Source organism: Streptomyces sp. NPDC017936 (assembly GCF_044328485.1).
Lineage (GTDB): Bacteria > Actinomycetota > Actinomycetes > Streptomycetales > Streptomycetaceae > Streptomyces.
The window spans coordinates 91,840-105,490 of sequence record NZ_JBIRHK010000016.1; the positions used below are offsets into that span (position 1 = coordinate 91,840).

Genomic DNA, 13,651 nt, shown 5'->3' on the forward strand with positions numbered 1-13,651 from the left:
GACGCGGGTCAGCGGCCCGCTCCCCGGACCGGGCCCGCCGCCGCCTCGTGCATCGCGAGCTCCAGCAGCGCCGGGTCGGTGAGGGTGCCCGAGCCGTCCGGGGGGACCAGCCAGCGGACGCCGCCGCCGGAGCGGCCCGGGCACGGCACGACGATCCAGGTGCCGGCCCCGGCCGAGCGGACGCCCGTGCCGATCCAGTGGTCGGCCGTGCCCGGCGGCACGAGGAAACCCGTCCGGTCGTCGCCGAAGCCGGCCAGCACCGGCCCGACCCGGTCGAGGACGCGGCTGAGCACGTCGAGCGTGCAACGGCCGAGCCCGCCCGGCAGGATGAGCACGTCCCAGGCCTTGCCGGCGGGCAGCAGGGCGACCCCGCGGGGGTTGCGCTCCCATTCCCGGCGACAGGCCCGGGGGTCGGGTGCGACGGATGCCAGCCATGCGACGGCCGTCTTCGCCCCAGCCATGAGAGGACCTCCCTCTGTCTCGTGGACGCGTGCGCGTCATGAGGGAGAGGGAGGTCCCCGGCGGGCATTACGCGGGTTCCGGTCACCCGTCGGAGTGAACCGGGTCGTCTCCGGCGGCGGTCAGCTGTCGAAGCCGAGCCCGAGCCGGTCCATCGTCCGCAGCCACAGGTTGCGCCGCCCGCCGTGCGCGTCCGCCCGCGCCAGCGACCACTTGGTGAGGGCGATGCCCGTCCAGGCGAAGGGCTCGGGCGGGAAGGGCAGCGGCTTCTTGCGGACCATCTCCAGCGAGGTCCGCTCGGTGCTCTCCCCGGCCAGCAGGTCCAGCATCACCTCGGCGCCGAACCGGGTCGCGCCGACGCCGAGCCCGGTGTAGCCGGCCGCGTACGCCACCTTCCCCTGGTGGGCGGTGCCGAAGAACGCCGAGAAGCGCGAGCAGGTGTCGATCGCGCCGCCCCACGCGTGCGTGAAGCGGACCCCCTCCAGCTGCGGGAAGCAGGTGAAGAAGTGCCCGGCGAGCTTGGCGTACGTCTCCGGGCGGTCGTCGTACTCGGCGCGCACCCGGCCGCCGTACGGGTAGATCGCGTCGTAGCCGCCCCACAGGATCCGGTTGTCGGCGGACAGCCGGAAGTAGTGGAACTGGTTGGCCGAGTCCCCGAGGCCCTGGCGGTTCTTCCAGCCGATCGCGTCGAGCCGCTCGGCGGTGAGCGGTTCGGTCATGAGGGCGTAGTCGTAGACCGGGACGGTGTACGCGCGCACCCGCTTGACCAGGTTCGGGAAGATGTTCGTGCCGAGCGCGACCTGGCGGGCGCGGACGCGCCCGTAGGGGGTGCGCACGGCCATCCCCGCGCCGTAGGCCTTCAGGTCCAGCGCGGGCGTGTGCTCGTACACGCGCACGCCGAGCCGGACGCACGCCTGCTTCAGTCCCCAGGCCAGTTTGGCGGGGTGGAGCATGGCCACGCCCCGCCGGTCGTACAGGCCCGCCCGGAAGGTGGGCGAGGCGACCTGCTCGCGGACCGCGTCGGCGTCGAGGAACTCGAGGCCGCCGGCCAGGCCCCGGCGTTCGAGCTCCTCGTACCAGTCGCGCAGCTCCCACGCCTGGTACGTCTCGGTCGCGACGTCGATCTCGCCGGTGCGCTCGAAGTCGCAGTCGATGCCGTACCGGGCGATCGCCGCCTCGATCTCGTCGAGGTTGCGGGCGCCCAGCTCCTGGAGCGTGTGGATCTCGTCCGGCCAGCGGGTGAGTCCGTTGGGCAGGCCGTGGGTGAGGGAGGCCGCGCAGAAGCCCCCGTTGCGGCCGGAGGCGGCCCAGCCCACCTCGCGGCCCTCCACCAGCACCACGTCCCGCCGCGGCTCGCGCTCCTTGGCGATCAGTGCGGTCCACAGTCCGCTGTAGCCGCCGCCGACGACGAGCAGGTCGCAGGTCTCGTCGCCGGTGAGCGCGGGCTCGGGGCGGGGCTTGCCGGGGTCTTCCAGCCAGTACGGGACCGGCTGGGCTTCGGAGAGGGACTTCGCCCAAGAGGTGTCTCTGCCACGGCTCATGGCGCTCGGGGCCATGATGTCAACTCCCTACGAGGTGTTCTCCGGGACGGTGTTCCCGGGAAGGCTCACGCCTTCTGCTTCTTGCGGTGGTTGCTGATGACCATCGAGGCCAGGACGAGCAGCACGGCGACGAGGAACATGGCCGTGCCGATGACGTTGATCTGGACGGGCGTTCCGCGCTGTGCCGAACCCCAGACGAACATGGGGAAGGTGACGGTCGAGCCCGCGTTGAAGTTGGTGATGATGAAGTCGTCGAAGGAGAGCGCGAAGGCGAGCAGCGCTCCCGCGGCGATGCCCGGTGCCGCGATCGGCAGGGTGACCCGCCAGAACGTCTGGAACGGTCCGGCGTACAGGTCCTGCGCCGCCTGCTCCAGCCTCGGGTCCATCGACATCACCCGCGCCTTGACGGCCGTCACGACGAAGCTGAGGCAGAACATGATGTGGGCGATCAGGATCGTCCAGAAGCCCAGCTGCGCGCCCATGTTGAGGAACAGGGTGAGCAGTGAGGCCGCCATGACGACCTCGGGCATCGCCATGGGCAGGAAGATCAGCGAGCTGACGGCGCCGCGGGCGCGGAAGCGGTAGCGGACCAGCGCGAAGGCGATCATCGCGCCGAGGGCGGTGGCGCCCAGAGTCGCCCAGAAGGCGATCTGGAGGCTGATCGACAGCGAGCCGCAGAGCCCGGAGACACCGCAGGGGTCCTTCCAGGCGTCCGTGGAGAACTGCTGCCACTCGTAGTTGAAGCGCCCCTTCGGCCGGTTGAAGGAGAACACCGTGACGATCACGTTGGGCAGCAGCAGATAGCCGAGGGTCAGCAGTCCCGCGATGACGACCAGATGGCGCTTGAGCCAGTTGACGAAGGGCATTTAGACCAGATCCTCCGTCCCGGACCTGCGGATGTAGAAGGTGACCATGAAGAGGATGGCGGCCATGAGGAGGAAGGAGAGCGCCGCCGCCGTCGGGTAGTCCAGCACGCGCAGGAACTGCGTCTGGATGACGTTGCCGATCATGCGGGTGTCGGTCGAGCCGAGGAGTTCGGCGTTGACGTAGTCGCCGGACGCGGGGATGAAGGTCAGCAGCGTGCCGGAGACCACGCCGGGCATCGACAGCGGGAAGGTGACCTTGCGGAAGGTGGTGACCGGCCTGGCGTACAGGTCGCCGGCCGCCTCGTGGAGGCGTCCGTCGATGCGCTCCAGCGAGGTGTAGAGGGGCAGGATCATGAACGGCAGGAAGTTGTACGTCAGACCGCACACCACCGCCAGCGGGGTGGCGAGCACCCGGTCGCCGGAGGTCCAGCCGAGCCAGCCGGTGACGTCCAGGACGTGCAGCGTGTCGAGGGCGCCGACCACCGGCCCGCCGTCCGCGAGGATCGTCTTCCAGGCGAGGGTGCGGATCAGGAAGCTGGTGAAGAACGGCGCGATCACCAGGACCATGATCAGGTTCCGCCAGCGGCCCGCGCGGAAGGCGATCAGGTACGCCAGCGGGTAGCCCAGCACCAGGCAGAGCACGGTCGCGGCGGCCGCGTAGGCGACCGAGCGCAGGAACTGCGGCCAGTACGCGCCGAGCGCGTCCCAGTAGGTCGCGAAGTGCCAGGTGACCTTGTAGCCCTCCTCCAGGGAGCCCGTCTGCACGGACGTGGAGGCCTGGTAGACCATCGGCAGCGCGAAGAAGACGACGAGCCAGAGCAGTCCGGGCAGCAGCAGCCAGTACGGCGTCCAGCGGCCGCGCCTGCGCGGCGGTTTCCTCCCGGGCGCGGTCGCGGCGGGAGACGGAGGCGCCTCGGTGAGCGTCGTCATCGGACCGCCGTCTCTTCCTCGAGGCCGGCGGGGCCCGTGGTCCCGGCGAGCGGGGACTGCGCCGCGTCCAGGCCGAAGGTGTGGGCGGGGCTCCAGTGCAGGACGACGTCGGCGCCGGGGACCAGACGGGCGTCGTGGTCGACGTTCTGGACGTAGACCTCGAGCCCGGGGCAGACCGCGCTGTCGACGATGTACTGGGTGGAGACGCCGATGAAGCTGGTGGCGGCTATCGTCCCGGTGACGCGGTTGCGGTTCTCCGGGATCGCGCCCGCGTCGTCGGCGTGGGTGAGGGAGATCTTCTCGGGGCGGACGCCGGCCAGCACCCGGCCGCCGGCCGTGGCCGGGGCGGAACAGCGGGCCCCGGGCAGCACGAGCTTGCCGTCGCCCGCCTTCAGCACGAGGTCGTCGCCGCTCCTGGAGTCGATCTCGGCCTCGATGAGGTTGGAGGTGCCGAGGAAGTTGGCGACGAAGGTGGTCCGCGGGTTCTCGTAGAGGTCGGCGGGCGAGCCGAGCTGCTCGACGCGGCCCGCGTTCATCACGGCGACCGTGTCGGCCATGGTCATGGCCTCCTCCTGGTCGTGCGTGACGTGCACGAAGGTGATGCCGACCTCGGTCTGGATGCGCTTGAGCTCCAGCTGCATCTGACGGCGCAGCTTGAGGTCGAGGGCGCCGAGGGGTTCGTCGAGGAGGAGCACCTTGGGGTGGTTGATCAGCGCGCGGGCCACGGCGACCCGCTGCTGCTGGCCGCCGGAGAGCTGGTGCGGTTTCTTCCGGGCCTGCTCGCCGAGCTGGACCAGTTCCAGCATCTCCTCGACCTGTTTCTTCACGGACTTGATGCCGCGCCGCCGCAGCCCGAAGGCCACGTTCTCGAAGATGTCGAGGTGCGGGAAGAGGGCGTAGGACTGGAACACCGTGTTCACCGGGCGCTTGTACGGCGGGAGCGCCGTCACGTCCTGCTCGCCGAGGTGGACGGTGCCGGAGGAGGGCTCCTCCAGGCCGGCGATCATGCGCAGGGTGGTGGTCTTGCCGCAGCCGGAGGCGCCGAGCAGGGCGAAGAAGGAGCCCTGCGGGACGGTCAGGTCGAGCGGGTGGACGGCGGTGAAGGAGCCGTAGGCCTTGCTGATGCCGGTGAGGCGGACGTCGCCGTTGCCGTGGTCTGTGGTCTTCATCGTCGTCACGCCCCAGTGAGCTTCGCGAACTGTGCCTCGTAGGCGGTCTCTTCCTCCGAGCTCAGGGAGCGGAAGGCGTGGGACTTCGCCTGCATGGCCTTGTCAGGGATGATCAGCGGGTTGTTCGCCGCGTCCTCGTCGATCTTCGCGAGCTCGTCCTTCACTCCGTCCACGGGGCAGACGTAGTTGATGTAGGCGGCGAGCTCGGCGGCCGCCTCGGGCTCGTAGTAGTAGTCGATGAGCTGCTCGGCGTTCGTCTTGTGACGCGCCTTGTTGGGGATCAGCAGGTTGTCGCTGGACGTCATGTAGCCGCTGTCGGGGACGACGAAGTCGACGTCGGGGCTGTCCGCCTTGAGCTGGACGACGTCACCGGCCCAGGCGATGCAGGCCGCGAAGTCGCCGCTGGTGATGTCGGACGTGTAGTCGTTGCCGGTGAAGCGGCGGATCTGGCCGCTGTCGACGGCCTTCTGGAGGCGGGCGATCGCCGCCTCGTAGTCGTCGTCGGTGAACTTCGCCGGGTCCTTGCCCATGTCGAGCAGGGTCATGCCCATGCTGTCGCGCATCTCGGTGAGGAAGCCGACGCGTCCCTTGAGCCTGGGGTTGTCGAGCAGGTCGGAGACCGACTTCACCTCGATGCCGTCGAGGGCCTTCTTGTTGTAGGCGATGACGGTCGAGATGCCCTGCCAGGGGTACGAGTACGCCCGTCCCGGGTCCCAGTCGGGGCTGCGGAACTGGCTCGACAGGTTGGCGTAGGCGTGCGGCAGGTTGGAGGGGTCCAGTTTCTGGACCCAGCCGAGGCGGATGAGCCGGGCGGCCAGCCAGTCGGTGACGACGATGACGTCGCGGCCGGTGTCCTGGCCCGCGGCGAGCTGCGGCTTGATCTTGCCGAAGAACTCGTTGTTGTCGTTGATGTCCTCGGTGTACTTGACCTTGACGCCGGTCCGCCGGGTGAACGCCTCGAGGGTCGGGTGGGTCTTCCCCGAGTCGTCGACGTCCATGTACTCGGTCCAGTTGGAGAAGCTGACGGTCTTCTCCTCGGCCGAGTGGTCCTCGGCGGACGTGCCGCCCTCGGTCTTGCCCGCCGCGGGGATCCCGCAGGCGCTGAGCGCCCCGAGGCCGCCCAGCGTCAGGGCGCCGCCCGCCGAGGCGCGCAGCAGCGACCGGCGGGTCATGGCCGCCCTGCCGTTGCGGAGGCCGCGCCGCACGGCGGCCGCTGGGGTCGGGCGGTCGGGCTCGTACTGCTCCATGCGCGTGGTGCCCTTTCGGGAGGTCTGGCCGTGGTCGGCGGCCGGTCGTGACTAACGGTCCCCGAAGACAGTGCGGTGCCAGGGCTTCCGGACCACCGCCGTGTTGTCGAACATAACGTGCTTGATCTGCGTGTACTCCTCGAACGAGTACGCCGACATGTCCTTGCCGAAGCCGGACGCCCGGTACCCGCCGTGGGGCATCTCGCTGATGATCGGGATGTGGTCGTTGACCCACACGCACCCGGCCTGGATCTCGCGCGTGGCCCGGTTCGCCCGGTAGACGTCCCGGCTCCAGGCGGAGGCGGCGAGGCCGTACGGCGTGTCGTTGGCCAGCCGGATCCCCTCGTCGTCGGTGTCGAACGGCAGGACGACCAGGACCGGCCCGAAGATCTCGGACTGCACGATCTCGCTGTCCTGCGGCGCGCCGGCGATCAGGGTGGGGAGGTAGTAGGCGCCGTTCTTCAGGTCCCCCTGGGGGGCCTCGCCGCCGGTCACCACGCGCGCGTAGGCACGTGCCCGGTCGACGAAGGCGGCGACCCGGTCGCGCTGGACGTGCGAGATCAGCGGCCCGAGGTCGGTGCCCGGGGCGAACGGGTCCCCGAGCCGGACGGTCTCCATCAGGGCCGCGGTCCGCTCGACGAAGGCCTCGTAGAGGGGCCGCTGCACGTACGCGCGCGTGGCGGCCGTGCAGTCCTGCCCGGTGTTGATCAGGGCGCCGGCGACGGCGCCGTTGACGGCGGCGTCCAGGTCGGCGTCGTCGAACACGACGAAGGGGGCCTTGCCGCCGAGTTCCAGGTGGAGCCGCTTGACGGTGGCGGTGGCGATCTCGGCGACCCGCCTGCCGACGGCGGTGGACCCGGTGAAGGAGATCATCGCCACGTCGGGATGCCCGACCAGGTGCTCGCCCGCCTCCTTCCCGGTGCCGGTGACGATGTTGACGACTCCGTCCGGGATCCCGGCGTCGGCGGCGGCCCGGGCGAAGAGGAGCGAGGTGAGCGGGGTGAGCTCGGCGGGCTTGAGCACCACGGTGTTGCCCGCGGCGATCGCCGGGAGGATCTTCCAGGCGGCCATCTGGAGCGGGTAGTTCCAGGGCGCGACGGAGCCGACGACGCCGATCGGCTCGCGGCGGACGTAGGAGGTGTGGTCGCCGGAGTACTCCCCCGCCGACTGTCCCTGGAGGTGCCGTGCGGCACCGGCGAAGAAGCCGGTGTTGTCGATGGTGCCGGGGACGTCGAACTCCCGGGTGAGCTTCAGCGGCTTGCCGCACTGGAGCGACTCGGCCCGCGCGAAGTCCTCCGCGCGCTCGGCGAGCACGGCGGCGAACCGGTGCAGGGCGTCCGAGCGCTCGCCGGGCGTGGCTCCCGCCCACTGCGGGAAGGCGGCACGGGCGGCCGCGACGGCCGCGTCGACGTCGTCGGCGGAGGCCAGGTCGTACGTGAGGACCTCGTCGCCGCCGGCCGGGTCGACCACCGTGTGGGTCCGGCCGGACGTGCCCCTCCCGAGACGTCCCCCGATGAACTGGGCGCCGTCCGCGAAACGTTCCTGTGCGGCGAACCGTTCGGACCGGTCCGGGACGGCGGTGCCCGGGTTCTGCATGTCGCTCTCCTCGCCTTCCCCCCGCTGCGCACGGGGTCGGGTGGCGTAGCTCCAGCCTGATTTGAGTGCCGATCCTGACAGAGCAGTCGCACTCCAACAAGTGATTCCGTTGTTGCCTTTTGGTTACGCGACGGAATCTGTCGACCAGGTGTCGAGTCACGCCGGAAAAGAGGGGACGCGGTGTCAGTGGCGCGTGCCACAGTGGCGTGCATGGAGAGGATCGATTCCCGGGAGGCCCTGCTCAGGGCGGTCCGGGCGGGGGCGCGGATCAAGTACCTGTACTTCTGGGGCCATCGCCCGCGCCCCGACGGCCGGGTCGGCGCGAGCTGCCTGAGCCAGTGGTGGCCGTCCCCCTTCACCGTGGACGGGGTGGCGTACGCGACGGCCGAGCACTGGATGATGGCGGGCAAGGCGCGCGTCTTCGGTGACGCGTCGGCGGAGCGTCAGGCGCTGGCCGCCGAGCACCCGTCCCAGGCCAAGCGGGCCGGACGCCTGGTCCGCGGCTTCGACGAGGCGACCTGGGAGCGCGAGCGGTTCCGGCTGGTCGTCGAGGGCAGCGTCCACAAGTTCGCGGCCCACCCCGAACTGCGGGCGTTCCTGCTGAACACGGGCGAGCGGGTGCTGGTGGAGGCGAGCCCGGTCGACCGGGTGTGGGGCATCGGCCTCGCCGCGGACGACGAGGCGGCGTCGGACCCGCAGCGGTGGAGAGGGCCGAACCTCCTGGGGTTCGCGCTGATGGAGGCCCGGGAGCGGCTGCGCGGCGGGTGAGGCACCCGCCGCCCCGCGCAGCGGGCTCCGCTCAGGCCACGATCACCAGCACCGCGAGGCCGATGCCGAGGAGCAGCCCCGCCACCCCGCAGATGATGCCGGCCAGGGCCTGACCGGGGTTGGAGGCTTCGCCGCGGACGGCCTTGGCCCGGCCGACCAGGCCGAAGATGATCGCGAGGACGCCCGTGACGATGGCCGCCGGCCACAGGCAGAACCCACCGGCCGCCACGATGCCGAGCACCATCGCGGAGACGCCCGTCCCGTTCTCCATCGGCCGCGTCCCGGGCCAGCCGTAGGAGCCCGGCGCACCGCCGTGACCGGCGGCGCCCGGTGCCGCGTAGCCGTAGCCGTAGCCGTAGCCACCGGGGTAGCCGTACGGGACCTGTCCCGGGCCGTCCGGCGCGATCGGCGGCGGGGGGACGGCCCCGTCCTGGGCGGTGGGGGGCGCGAAGGGGTCGGGGCCGGCGGCCAGGGTGGCGGGGTTCGGCGGCGGGAAGGACGCCAGGGCGGGCTGCGCCGGCGGCGCGAAGGGACTCGCCCAGCCCGGTGTGCCCCCGTCCGCCGCGGACGGGGGCACACCGGGCAGCGAGGTGACCGTCTGCTGGTCGTGCAGGGACCGGGGCACCGCCTGCTCCTGCGCCGGAGCCAGGCCTTCCGCCGGAGGCACGTCCCGCACCGCGGCCGGAACTTCGGCCCGGGCCCGCTCCTCCGCCACGGCCGGGGCCTCCGCCGCGGCCGGGTCCTGCGTCACAGCCGGGGCCTCCGCCGCGGCCGGAGCGTGCGCCACCACCGGGGCTTCCGCCACGGCCAAGTCCTGCGCCGCGGTCGGGACTTCGGTCCGGTCCCGGTCCCGTGCCGCGTCCCGGGGCGCCGTCCGGTCTGCGGAGGCTTCGTCCTTGTCCGAGGGCGACTGGGGTTCGTCCTCCCGTGGGGCGCCGCCCTCCTGGGGGCTCGCGTACTGCGGCCCTTCGACCCCGTCCGGGACGGAACCCGGCGCGGCCCACGGGTGACGGACGGCGTCCGCGGCCGTCGCCCGCGTCCCGGCGGTCCGCCCCGGCGCCTCCGGCGCCTCCCGCGCTTCGGGCACTTCCGGCGTCGACGCGTCGTCGGACATGCACGGCCCCCTCTGTCGTACGTTCCGCAATGCTAAGGCCCGGACTCAGGCGCGGTGGGCCGGGTCCGCCTCACCCGGGGGCCGGGCGCCGCCGGCGTCGGCGCCCGGCCGGCGCACGCCCCCTCCCGCCGGCGGCCGTCACCGGCCTCCGCCCCCGGCACCGCCCCCGCCCGCCTACCATGGCCACGACCCACCGATCAGCCGATCACGGGGAGGCCCCCTTGACCCACCGCCTGCACGCCTTCATCGCCGACCTGCCGAAGGCCGAACTGCACGTCCACCACGTCGGCTCCGCCTCCCCGCGGATCGTCTCCGAGCTGGCCGCGCGCCACCCCGACTCCAGGGTGCCCACCGACCCCGAGGCGCTCGTCGACTACTTCACCTTCACGGACTTCGCGCACTTCATCGAGGTGTACCTGTCCGTCGTGGACCTCATCCGCACCCCGGAGGACGTCCGGCTGCTCACCTACGAGGTGGCCCGCGACCTGGCCCGCCAGCAGGTCCGGTACGCCGAGCTCACGATCACCCCCTTCTCCTCCGTCCGCCGGGGCATCGACGAACGCGCCTTCATGGACGCGATCGAGGACGCCCGCAAGGCGGCCGAGGCGGAGTTCGGCACGGTCCTGCGCTGGTGCTTCGACATCCCCGGCGAGGCCGGCCTGGAATCCGCCGAGGTGACGACCCGTCTGGCCACCGACGACCGGCTGCGTCCCGAGGGCCTGGTCTCCTTCGGTCTCGGCGGACCGGAGATCGGCGTGCCGCGCCCGCAGTTCAAGCCGTACTTCGACCGGGCGATCGCCGCGGGCCTGCACTCGGTGCCGCACGCCGGTGAGACGACCGGCCCGGAGACCGTCTGGGACGCGCTCACCCACCTGCGCGCGGAACGCATCGGACACGGCACGAGCTCCGCCCGGGACGACAGGCTCCTCGCCCACCTCGCCGAGCACCGCATCGCGCTGGAGGTGTGCCCGACCTCCAACATCGCCACGCGCGCGGTCCGCACCCTCGACGAGCACCCCGTCAAGGAGTTCGTCAAGGCCGGCGTCCTGGTCACCGTCAACTCCGACGACCCGCCGATGTTCGGGACCGACCTCAACACCGAGTACGCCGTCGCGGCACGGCTCCTCGACCTGGACGAGCGGGGCGTGGCCGACCTGGCGAAGAACGCGGTGGAGGCGTCCTTCCTCGACGAACCGGCCAAGGCCCGGATCAGGTCCGAGATCGACGCCTACACGGCGGCACGGCTCGCCGACCGACCAGAATGACCCCATGCAGACCGTGACCGCCGTGGCCCACCGCGGCGACCCCTACCGTTTCCGCGAGAACACCCTCGCCTCGCTGCGCGCCGCACTCGCCCTGGGTGCGGACGCCGTCGAGACCGACGTACGCCTCACCAGGGACGGCGTGCCCGTGCTGCTCCACGACGACACGCTGAAGCGGCTGTGGGAGCGGGACCGGCCGCTGCTGTCCCTGTCGGCCGCCGAGGTGCGCGGGCTGACCGGAGGCGGGGTGCCGACGCTCCAGGAGGCGCTGGCGGCGACCGAGGGCAGCAGGATGATGGTGGACCTGCCCGGCACCCGGGACGTGCGGACGGCGCGCCGGGTCGTGGACGTCGTACGGGAGGCGGGGGCGGCGGACCGCGTGTACTACTGCGCGGACGCCACCGCCATGCTGGCCGTGCGCGCCGCCGACCCGGCGGCCGAGATCGCCCTGACGTGGACGAGCCTGGCGCCCGTGCGCCCCGCGCTGCTGGCGGCGGTGCGGCCCCGCTGGCTCAACTACCGCTTCTCCCTGGTGGACCGCGAGCTGGCCGCCCGGGTGCACCGCGACGGCTGCCTGCTGTCGGTGTGGACCCCCGACACCCGGCGCTCCATGCGCCGCCTGCTGGACGCGGGGGTCGACTCGATCACCACCAACCGCGTCGACGTCCTGTGCGCGCTGCGCGACGCCCGCTCCGTCGGCTGACGTACGGGACGTACCGGCGGACGGCCTCCCCGACCCCACCGGGGGGAGGGAAGGGATGGGGGGGAGTCCCTGACAACTCCCCGAGACGGACGCGTGGTTGCTCAGGGTCGCTCCAGGGCCGGCGGCCCTCCTCGGCGACGATCCGGGACGGCGGGAACCGTCCGAGGATGATCACGACCAGCCGTCCGACGTTCCCCGGGAGCCTTCCTCATGCGCGCTCGCCGCCGCACCGCCGTCCGCACCACCGCCCTGGCCGCCGCCCTCGTCCTCGCCCTCGGGGCGGGCCCGCTCGCCGCCCCCGCGTTCGCCTCGTCCACGCCGGCCGGCTCCGCCCCCGCCCACGTCCCCGCCGGCAGCGGCCCGGACGCCCGGGCCCTGCGCGCCGCGCTCGACGGCCTCCCGGACGAGGACGCCACCGCGGCCCTGGTGCGGGTGGGCGGCAGCGCCGGCAGCTGGCACGGCAGCGCGGGCGTGCACGACCTGGCGAGCGGACGCCCGGCCGACCCGGACGCCCGCTTCCGGGCGGGCTCGACCACGAAGGTGGTCACGGCGGCGGCCGTGCTGAAACTCGCGGCGCAGGACCGGGTCGACCTGAACCGGCCGGTGCAGCGCTACCTGCCCGGGCTGCTCGGCCCGGACTTCCAGCCGGTCACCGTACGGCAGTTGCTGAACCACACCAGCGGCATCCCGGCGGGCGACGGCCTCGGGACGACCTTCGAGGAGGTCTACGCCCACCGCTACGACACGCTCACGCCCCAGGAGGTGGTGGCGTCGGCGGCGGCGAAGGGGCCGGAGTTCCGCCCCGGCCGCGAGCAGCACTACCTGAACATCAACTACACCATCCTGGGCCTGCTGATCGAGGAGGTGACCGGGCGGACGTACGCCTCCGCCGCCACCGAACTGGTGCTGGCGCCCGCCGGCATGCGCGACACGTACTTCCCCGGCGCCGATCCGCGGATCCTCGGCCCGCACAACCGCGGCTACCAGGCCGTGGAGAAGGCCGACGGGACGACGGAGTTCGTCGACGTCACGGAGTGGAACCAGGCGGACCGGTTCGCGGCCGGGGACATGATCTCCACGACCGCGGACCTGGAGCGGCTGCTCACGTCGCTGTTCCGGGGCCGGATCGTCCCGCAGCCCCAACTGCGGGAGATGTTCACGGTTCCGGCCCGCGTCGAGGGCGCCACCTACAGCGCGGGGCTCCAGCGGTTCGCGTACGCGGGCAAGGTGTACTGGCTCAAGTCGGGCGGCCGGTACGGCTACCACACGCTGATCGCCGGGACCCGCGACCTGAGCCGCACCCTCGTCCACTCCGTCAACTCCACGGACGCCAAGGGCGAGGGCATGAACCCGGTGGCCGAGCGGATCGCCATGGCCGCCCTCAAGTAGCGGCCACCGCGACGGTGTCCGGGGTGACGAGCGCCTCCAGTCGTTTGATCTTCCGGCGCACGACGTGGAGCGGGATCACCCCGAACACCCCGAACGACATGTCGAGCACGCTCCACCAGAGGGGAATGCCCCGGATCGGACCGCAGACGAGGGCGAGCGGGACGATCCCGGCGCAGGCGATCATGCCGAACTCGACGACCCAGACGTTGCGGACGGGGTCGCGGTAGGGGCCGTAGAAGGCGACGGCGATGACGAGGTGGGCGAAGGCCAGCCAGTCGGTGCCGTAGAGGACGAAGGGGTAGTCGGCGTCGACGGCGTCCAGCCCGTCCCGCACCCGCTCGATCCAGTCCGTCAGGGCGGGCAGGTGGTCCGGCACGGACAGGGAGCGCAACAGCTCCTCGGTCCAGCGCAGTTCGTGCACCAGGGGGAAGGCCGTGGCGCCGCTGAGCACCAGGCAGACGACGAAGAAGACCAGCCAGGCACGGATGCCCTTCAGAAGGGCGGCTCTGTCGCTCATGGGGGCAGCCTACGCCGCTGATTGAACATGTTCAAAAAACTTGCCGCCTCCTTCTTCCTGCTTCCGGTATACCCGAGGGGGGTATACGCT

13 protein-coding genes are annotated in these 13,651 nt (G+C 72.1%); 4 read left to right on the top strand and 9 right to left on the bottom strand.

The genetic code is table 11. The features are described from left to right. Window positions 1–8 precede the first annotated feature (8 nt). The 7 genes from ACH4F6_RS29465 to ACH4F6_RS29495 all read right to left on the bottom strand — a co-directional run bounded on the left by ACH4F6_RS29465 (window position 9) and on the right by ACH4F6_RS29495 (window position 7,808). Window positions 9–461 carry a hypothetical protein gene (locus ACH4F6_RS29465; protein WP_397963418.1) on the bottom strand — a complete coding sequence of 151 codons (453 nt, stop codon included), beginning with the start codon at window positions 459–461 and terminating at the stop codon, window positions 9–11. Between the two features lie 120 nt (window positions 462–581). Next, window positions 582–2,015, bottom strand: a complete 1,434-nt coding sequence (locus ACH4F6_RS29470; RefSeq protein WP_397963419.1) for an NAD(P)/FAD-dependent oxidoreductase — start codon at window positions 2,013–2,015, stop codon at window positions 582–584. A 50-nt stretch (window positions 2,016–2,065) separates the two neighbouring features. Beyond that, window positions 2,066–2,866 carry an ABC transporter permease gene (locus ACH4F6_RS29475; protein WP_397963420.1) on the bottom strand — a complete coding sequence of 267 codons (801 nt, stop codon included), beginning with the start codon at window positions 2,864–2,866 and terminating at the stop codon, window positions 2,066–2,068. Then, window positions 2,867–3,796: an ABC transporter permease gene (locus ACH4F6_RS29480; RefSeq protein WP_397963421.1), complete on the bottom strand. Its 930-nt coding sequence runs from the start codon at window positions 3,794–3,796 to the stop codon at window positions 2,867–2,869. Continuing rightward, complete coding sequence (locus tag ACH4F6_RS29485; protein WP_397963422.1) at window positions 3,793–4,965, bottom strand: ABC transporter ATP-binding protein; 1,173 nt, start codon at window positions 4,963–4,965, stop codon at window positions 3,793–3,795. The genes ACH4F6_RS29480 and ACH4F6_RS29485 overlap by 4 nt, the downstream gene beginning before the upstream one ends. Window positions 4,966–4,970: 5 nt before the next feature. Then, window positions 4,971–6,212, bottom strand: a complete 1,242-nt coding sequence (locus ACH4F6_RS29490) for a spermidine/putrescine ABC transporter substrate-binding protein (protein ID WP_397963423.1) — start codon at window positions 6,210–6,212, stop codon at window positions 4,971–4,973. 51 nt (window positions 6,213–6,263) lie between these two features. Then, complete coding sequence (locus tag ACH4F6_RS29495; protein ID WP_397963424.1) at window positions 6,264–7,808, bottom strand: gamma-aminobutyraldehyde dehydrogenase; 1,545 nt, start codon at window positions 7,806–7,808, stop codon at window positions 6,264–6,266. Window positions 7,809–8,018: 210 nt separating this feature from the next. On the opposite strand from ACH4F6_RS29495, the gene ACH4F6_RS29500 reads away from it, so the two are divergent. After that, window positions 8,019–8,576, top strand: coding sequence for an NADAR family protein (locus ACH4F6_RS29500; protein WP_397963425.1), 558 nt, complete (start codon window positions 8,019–8,021; stop codon window positions 8,574–8,576). Between the two features lie 31 nt (window positions 8,577–8,607). Here ACH4F6_RS29500 and ACH4F6_RS29505 read toward each other — a convergent pair whose 3' ends face one another. After that, window positions 8,608–9,690: a hypothetical protein gene (locus ACH4F6_RS29505; RefSeq protein WP_397963426.1), complete on the bottom strand. Its 1,083-nt coding sequence runs from the start codon at window positions 9,688–9,690 to the stop codon at window positions 8,608–8,610. 179 nt (window positions 9,691–9,869) lie between these two features. On the opposite strand from ACH4F6_RS29505, the gene ACH4F6_RS29510 reads away from it, so the two are divergent. The 3 genes from ACH4F6_RS29510 (at window position 9,870) to ACH4F6_RS29520 (ending at window position 13,044) form a co-directional block, all read left to right on the top strand. Beyond that, window positions 9,870–10,955 carry an adenosine deaminase gene (locus tag ACH4F6_RS29510; RefSeq protein WP_397963427.1) on the top strand — a complete coding sequence of 362 codons (1,086 nt, stop codon included), beginning with the start codon at window positions 9,870–9,872 and terminating at the stop codon, window positions 10,953–10,955. A gap of 4 nt (window positions 10,956–10,959) precedes the next feature. After that, a complete protein-coding gene (locus tag ACH4F6_RS29515) occupies window positions 10,960–11,655 on the top strand; it encodes a glycerophosphodiester phosphodiesterase (RefSeq protein ID WP_397963428.1) in 696 nt (231 codons plus the stop codon). A 210-nt stretch (window positions 11,656–11,865) separates the two neighbouring features. Further along, window positions 11,866–13,044: a serine hydrolase domain-containing protein gene (locus tag ACH4F6_RS29520; RefSeq protein ID WP_397963429.1), complete on the top strand. Its 1,179-nt coding sequence runs from the start codon at window positions 11,866–11,868 to the stop codon at window positions 13,042–13,044. Here the strand turns inward: ACH4F6_RS29520 and ACH4F6_RS29525 are convergent. Beyond that, window positions 13,037–13,561, bottom strand: coding sequence for a hypothetical protein (locus tag ACH4F6_RS29525; RefSeq protein WP_397963430.1), 525 nt, complete (start codon window positions 13,559–13,561; stop codon window positions 13,037–13,039). The two genes, ACH4F6_RS29520 and ACH4F6_RS29525, sit on opposite strands and share 8 nt — an antisense overlap. Window positions 13,562–13,651 lie beyond the last annotated feature (90 nt).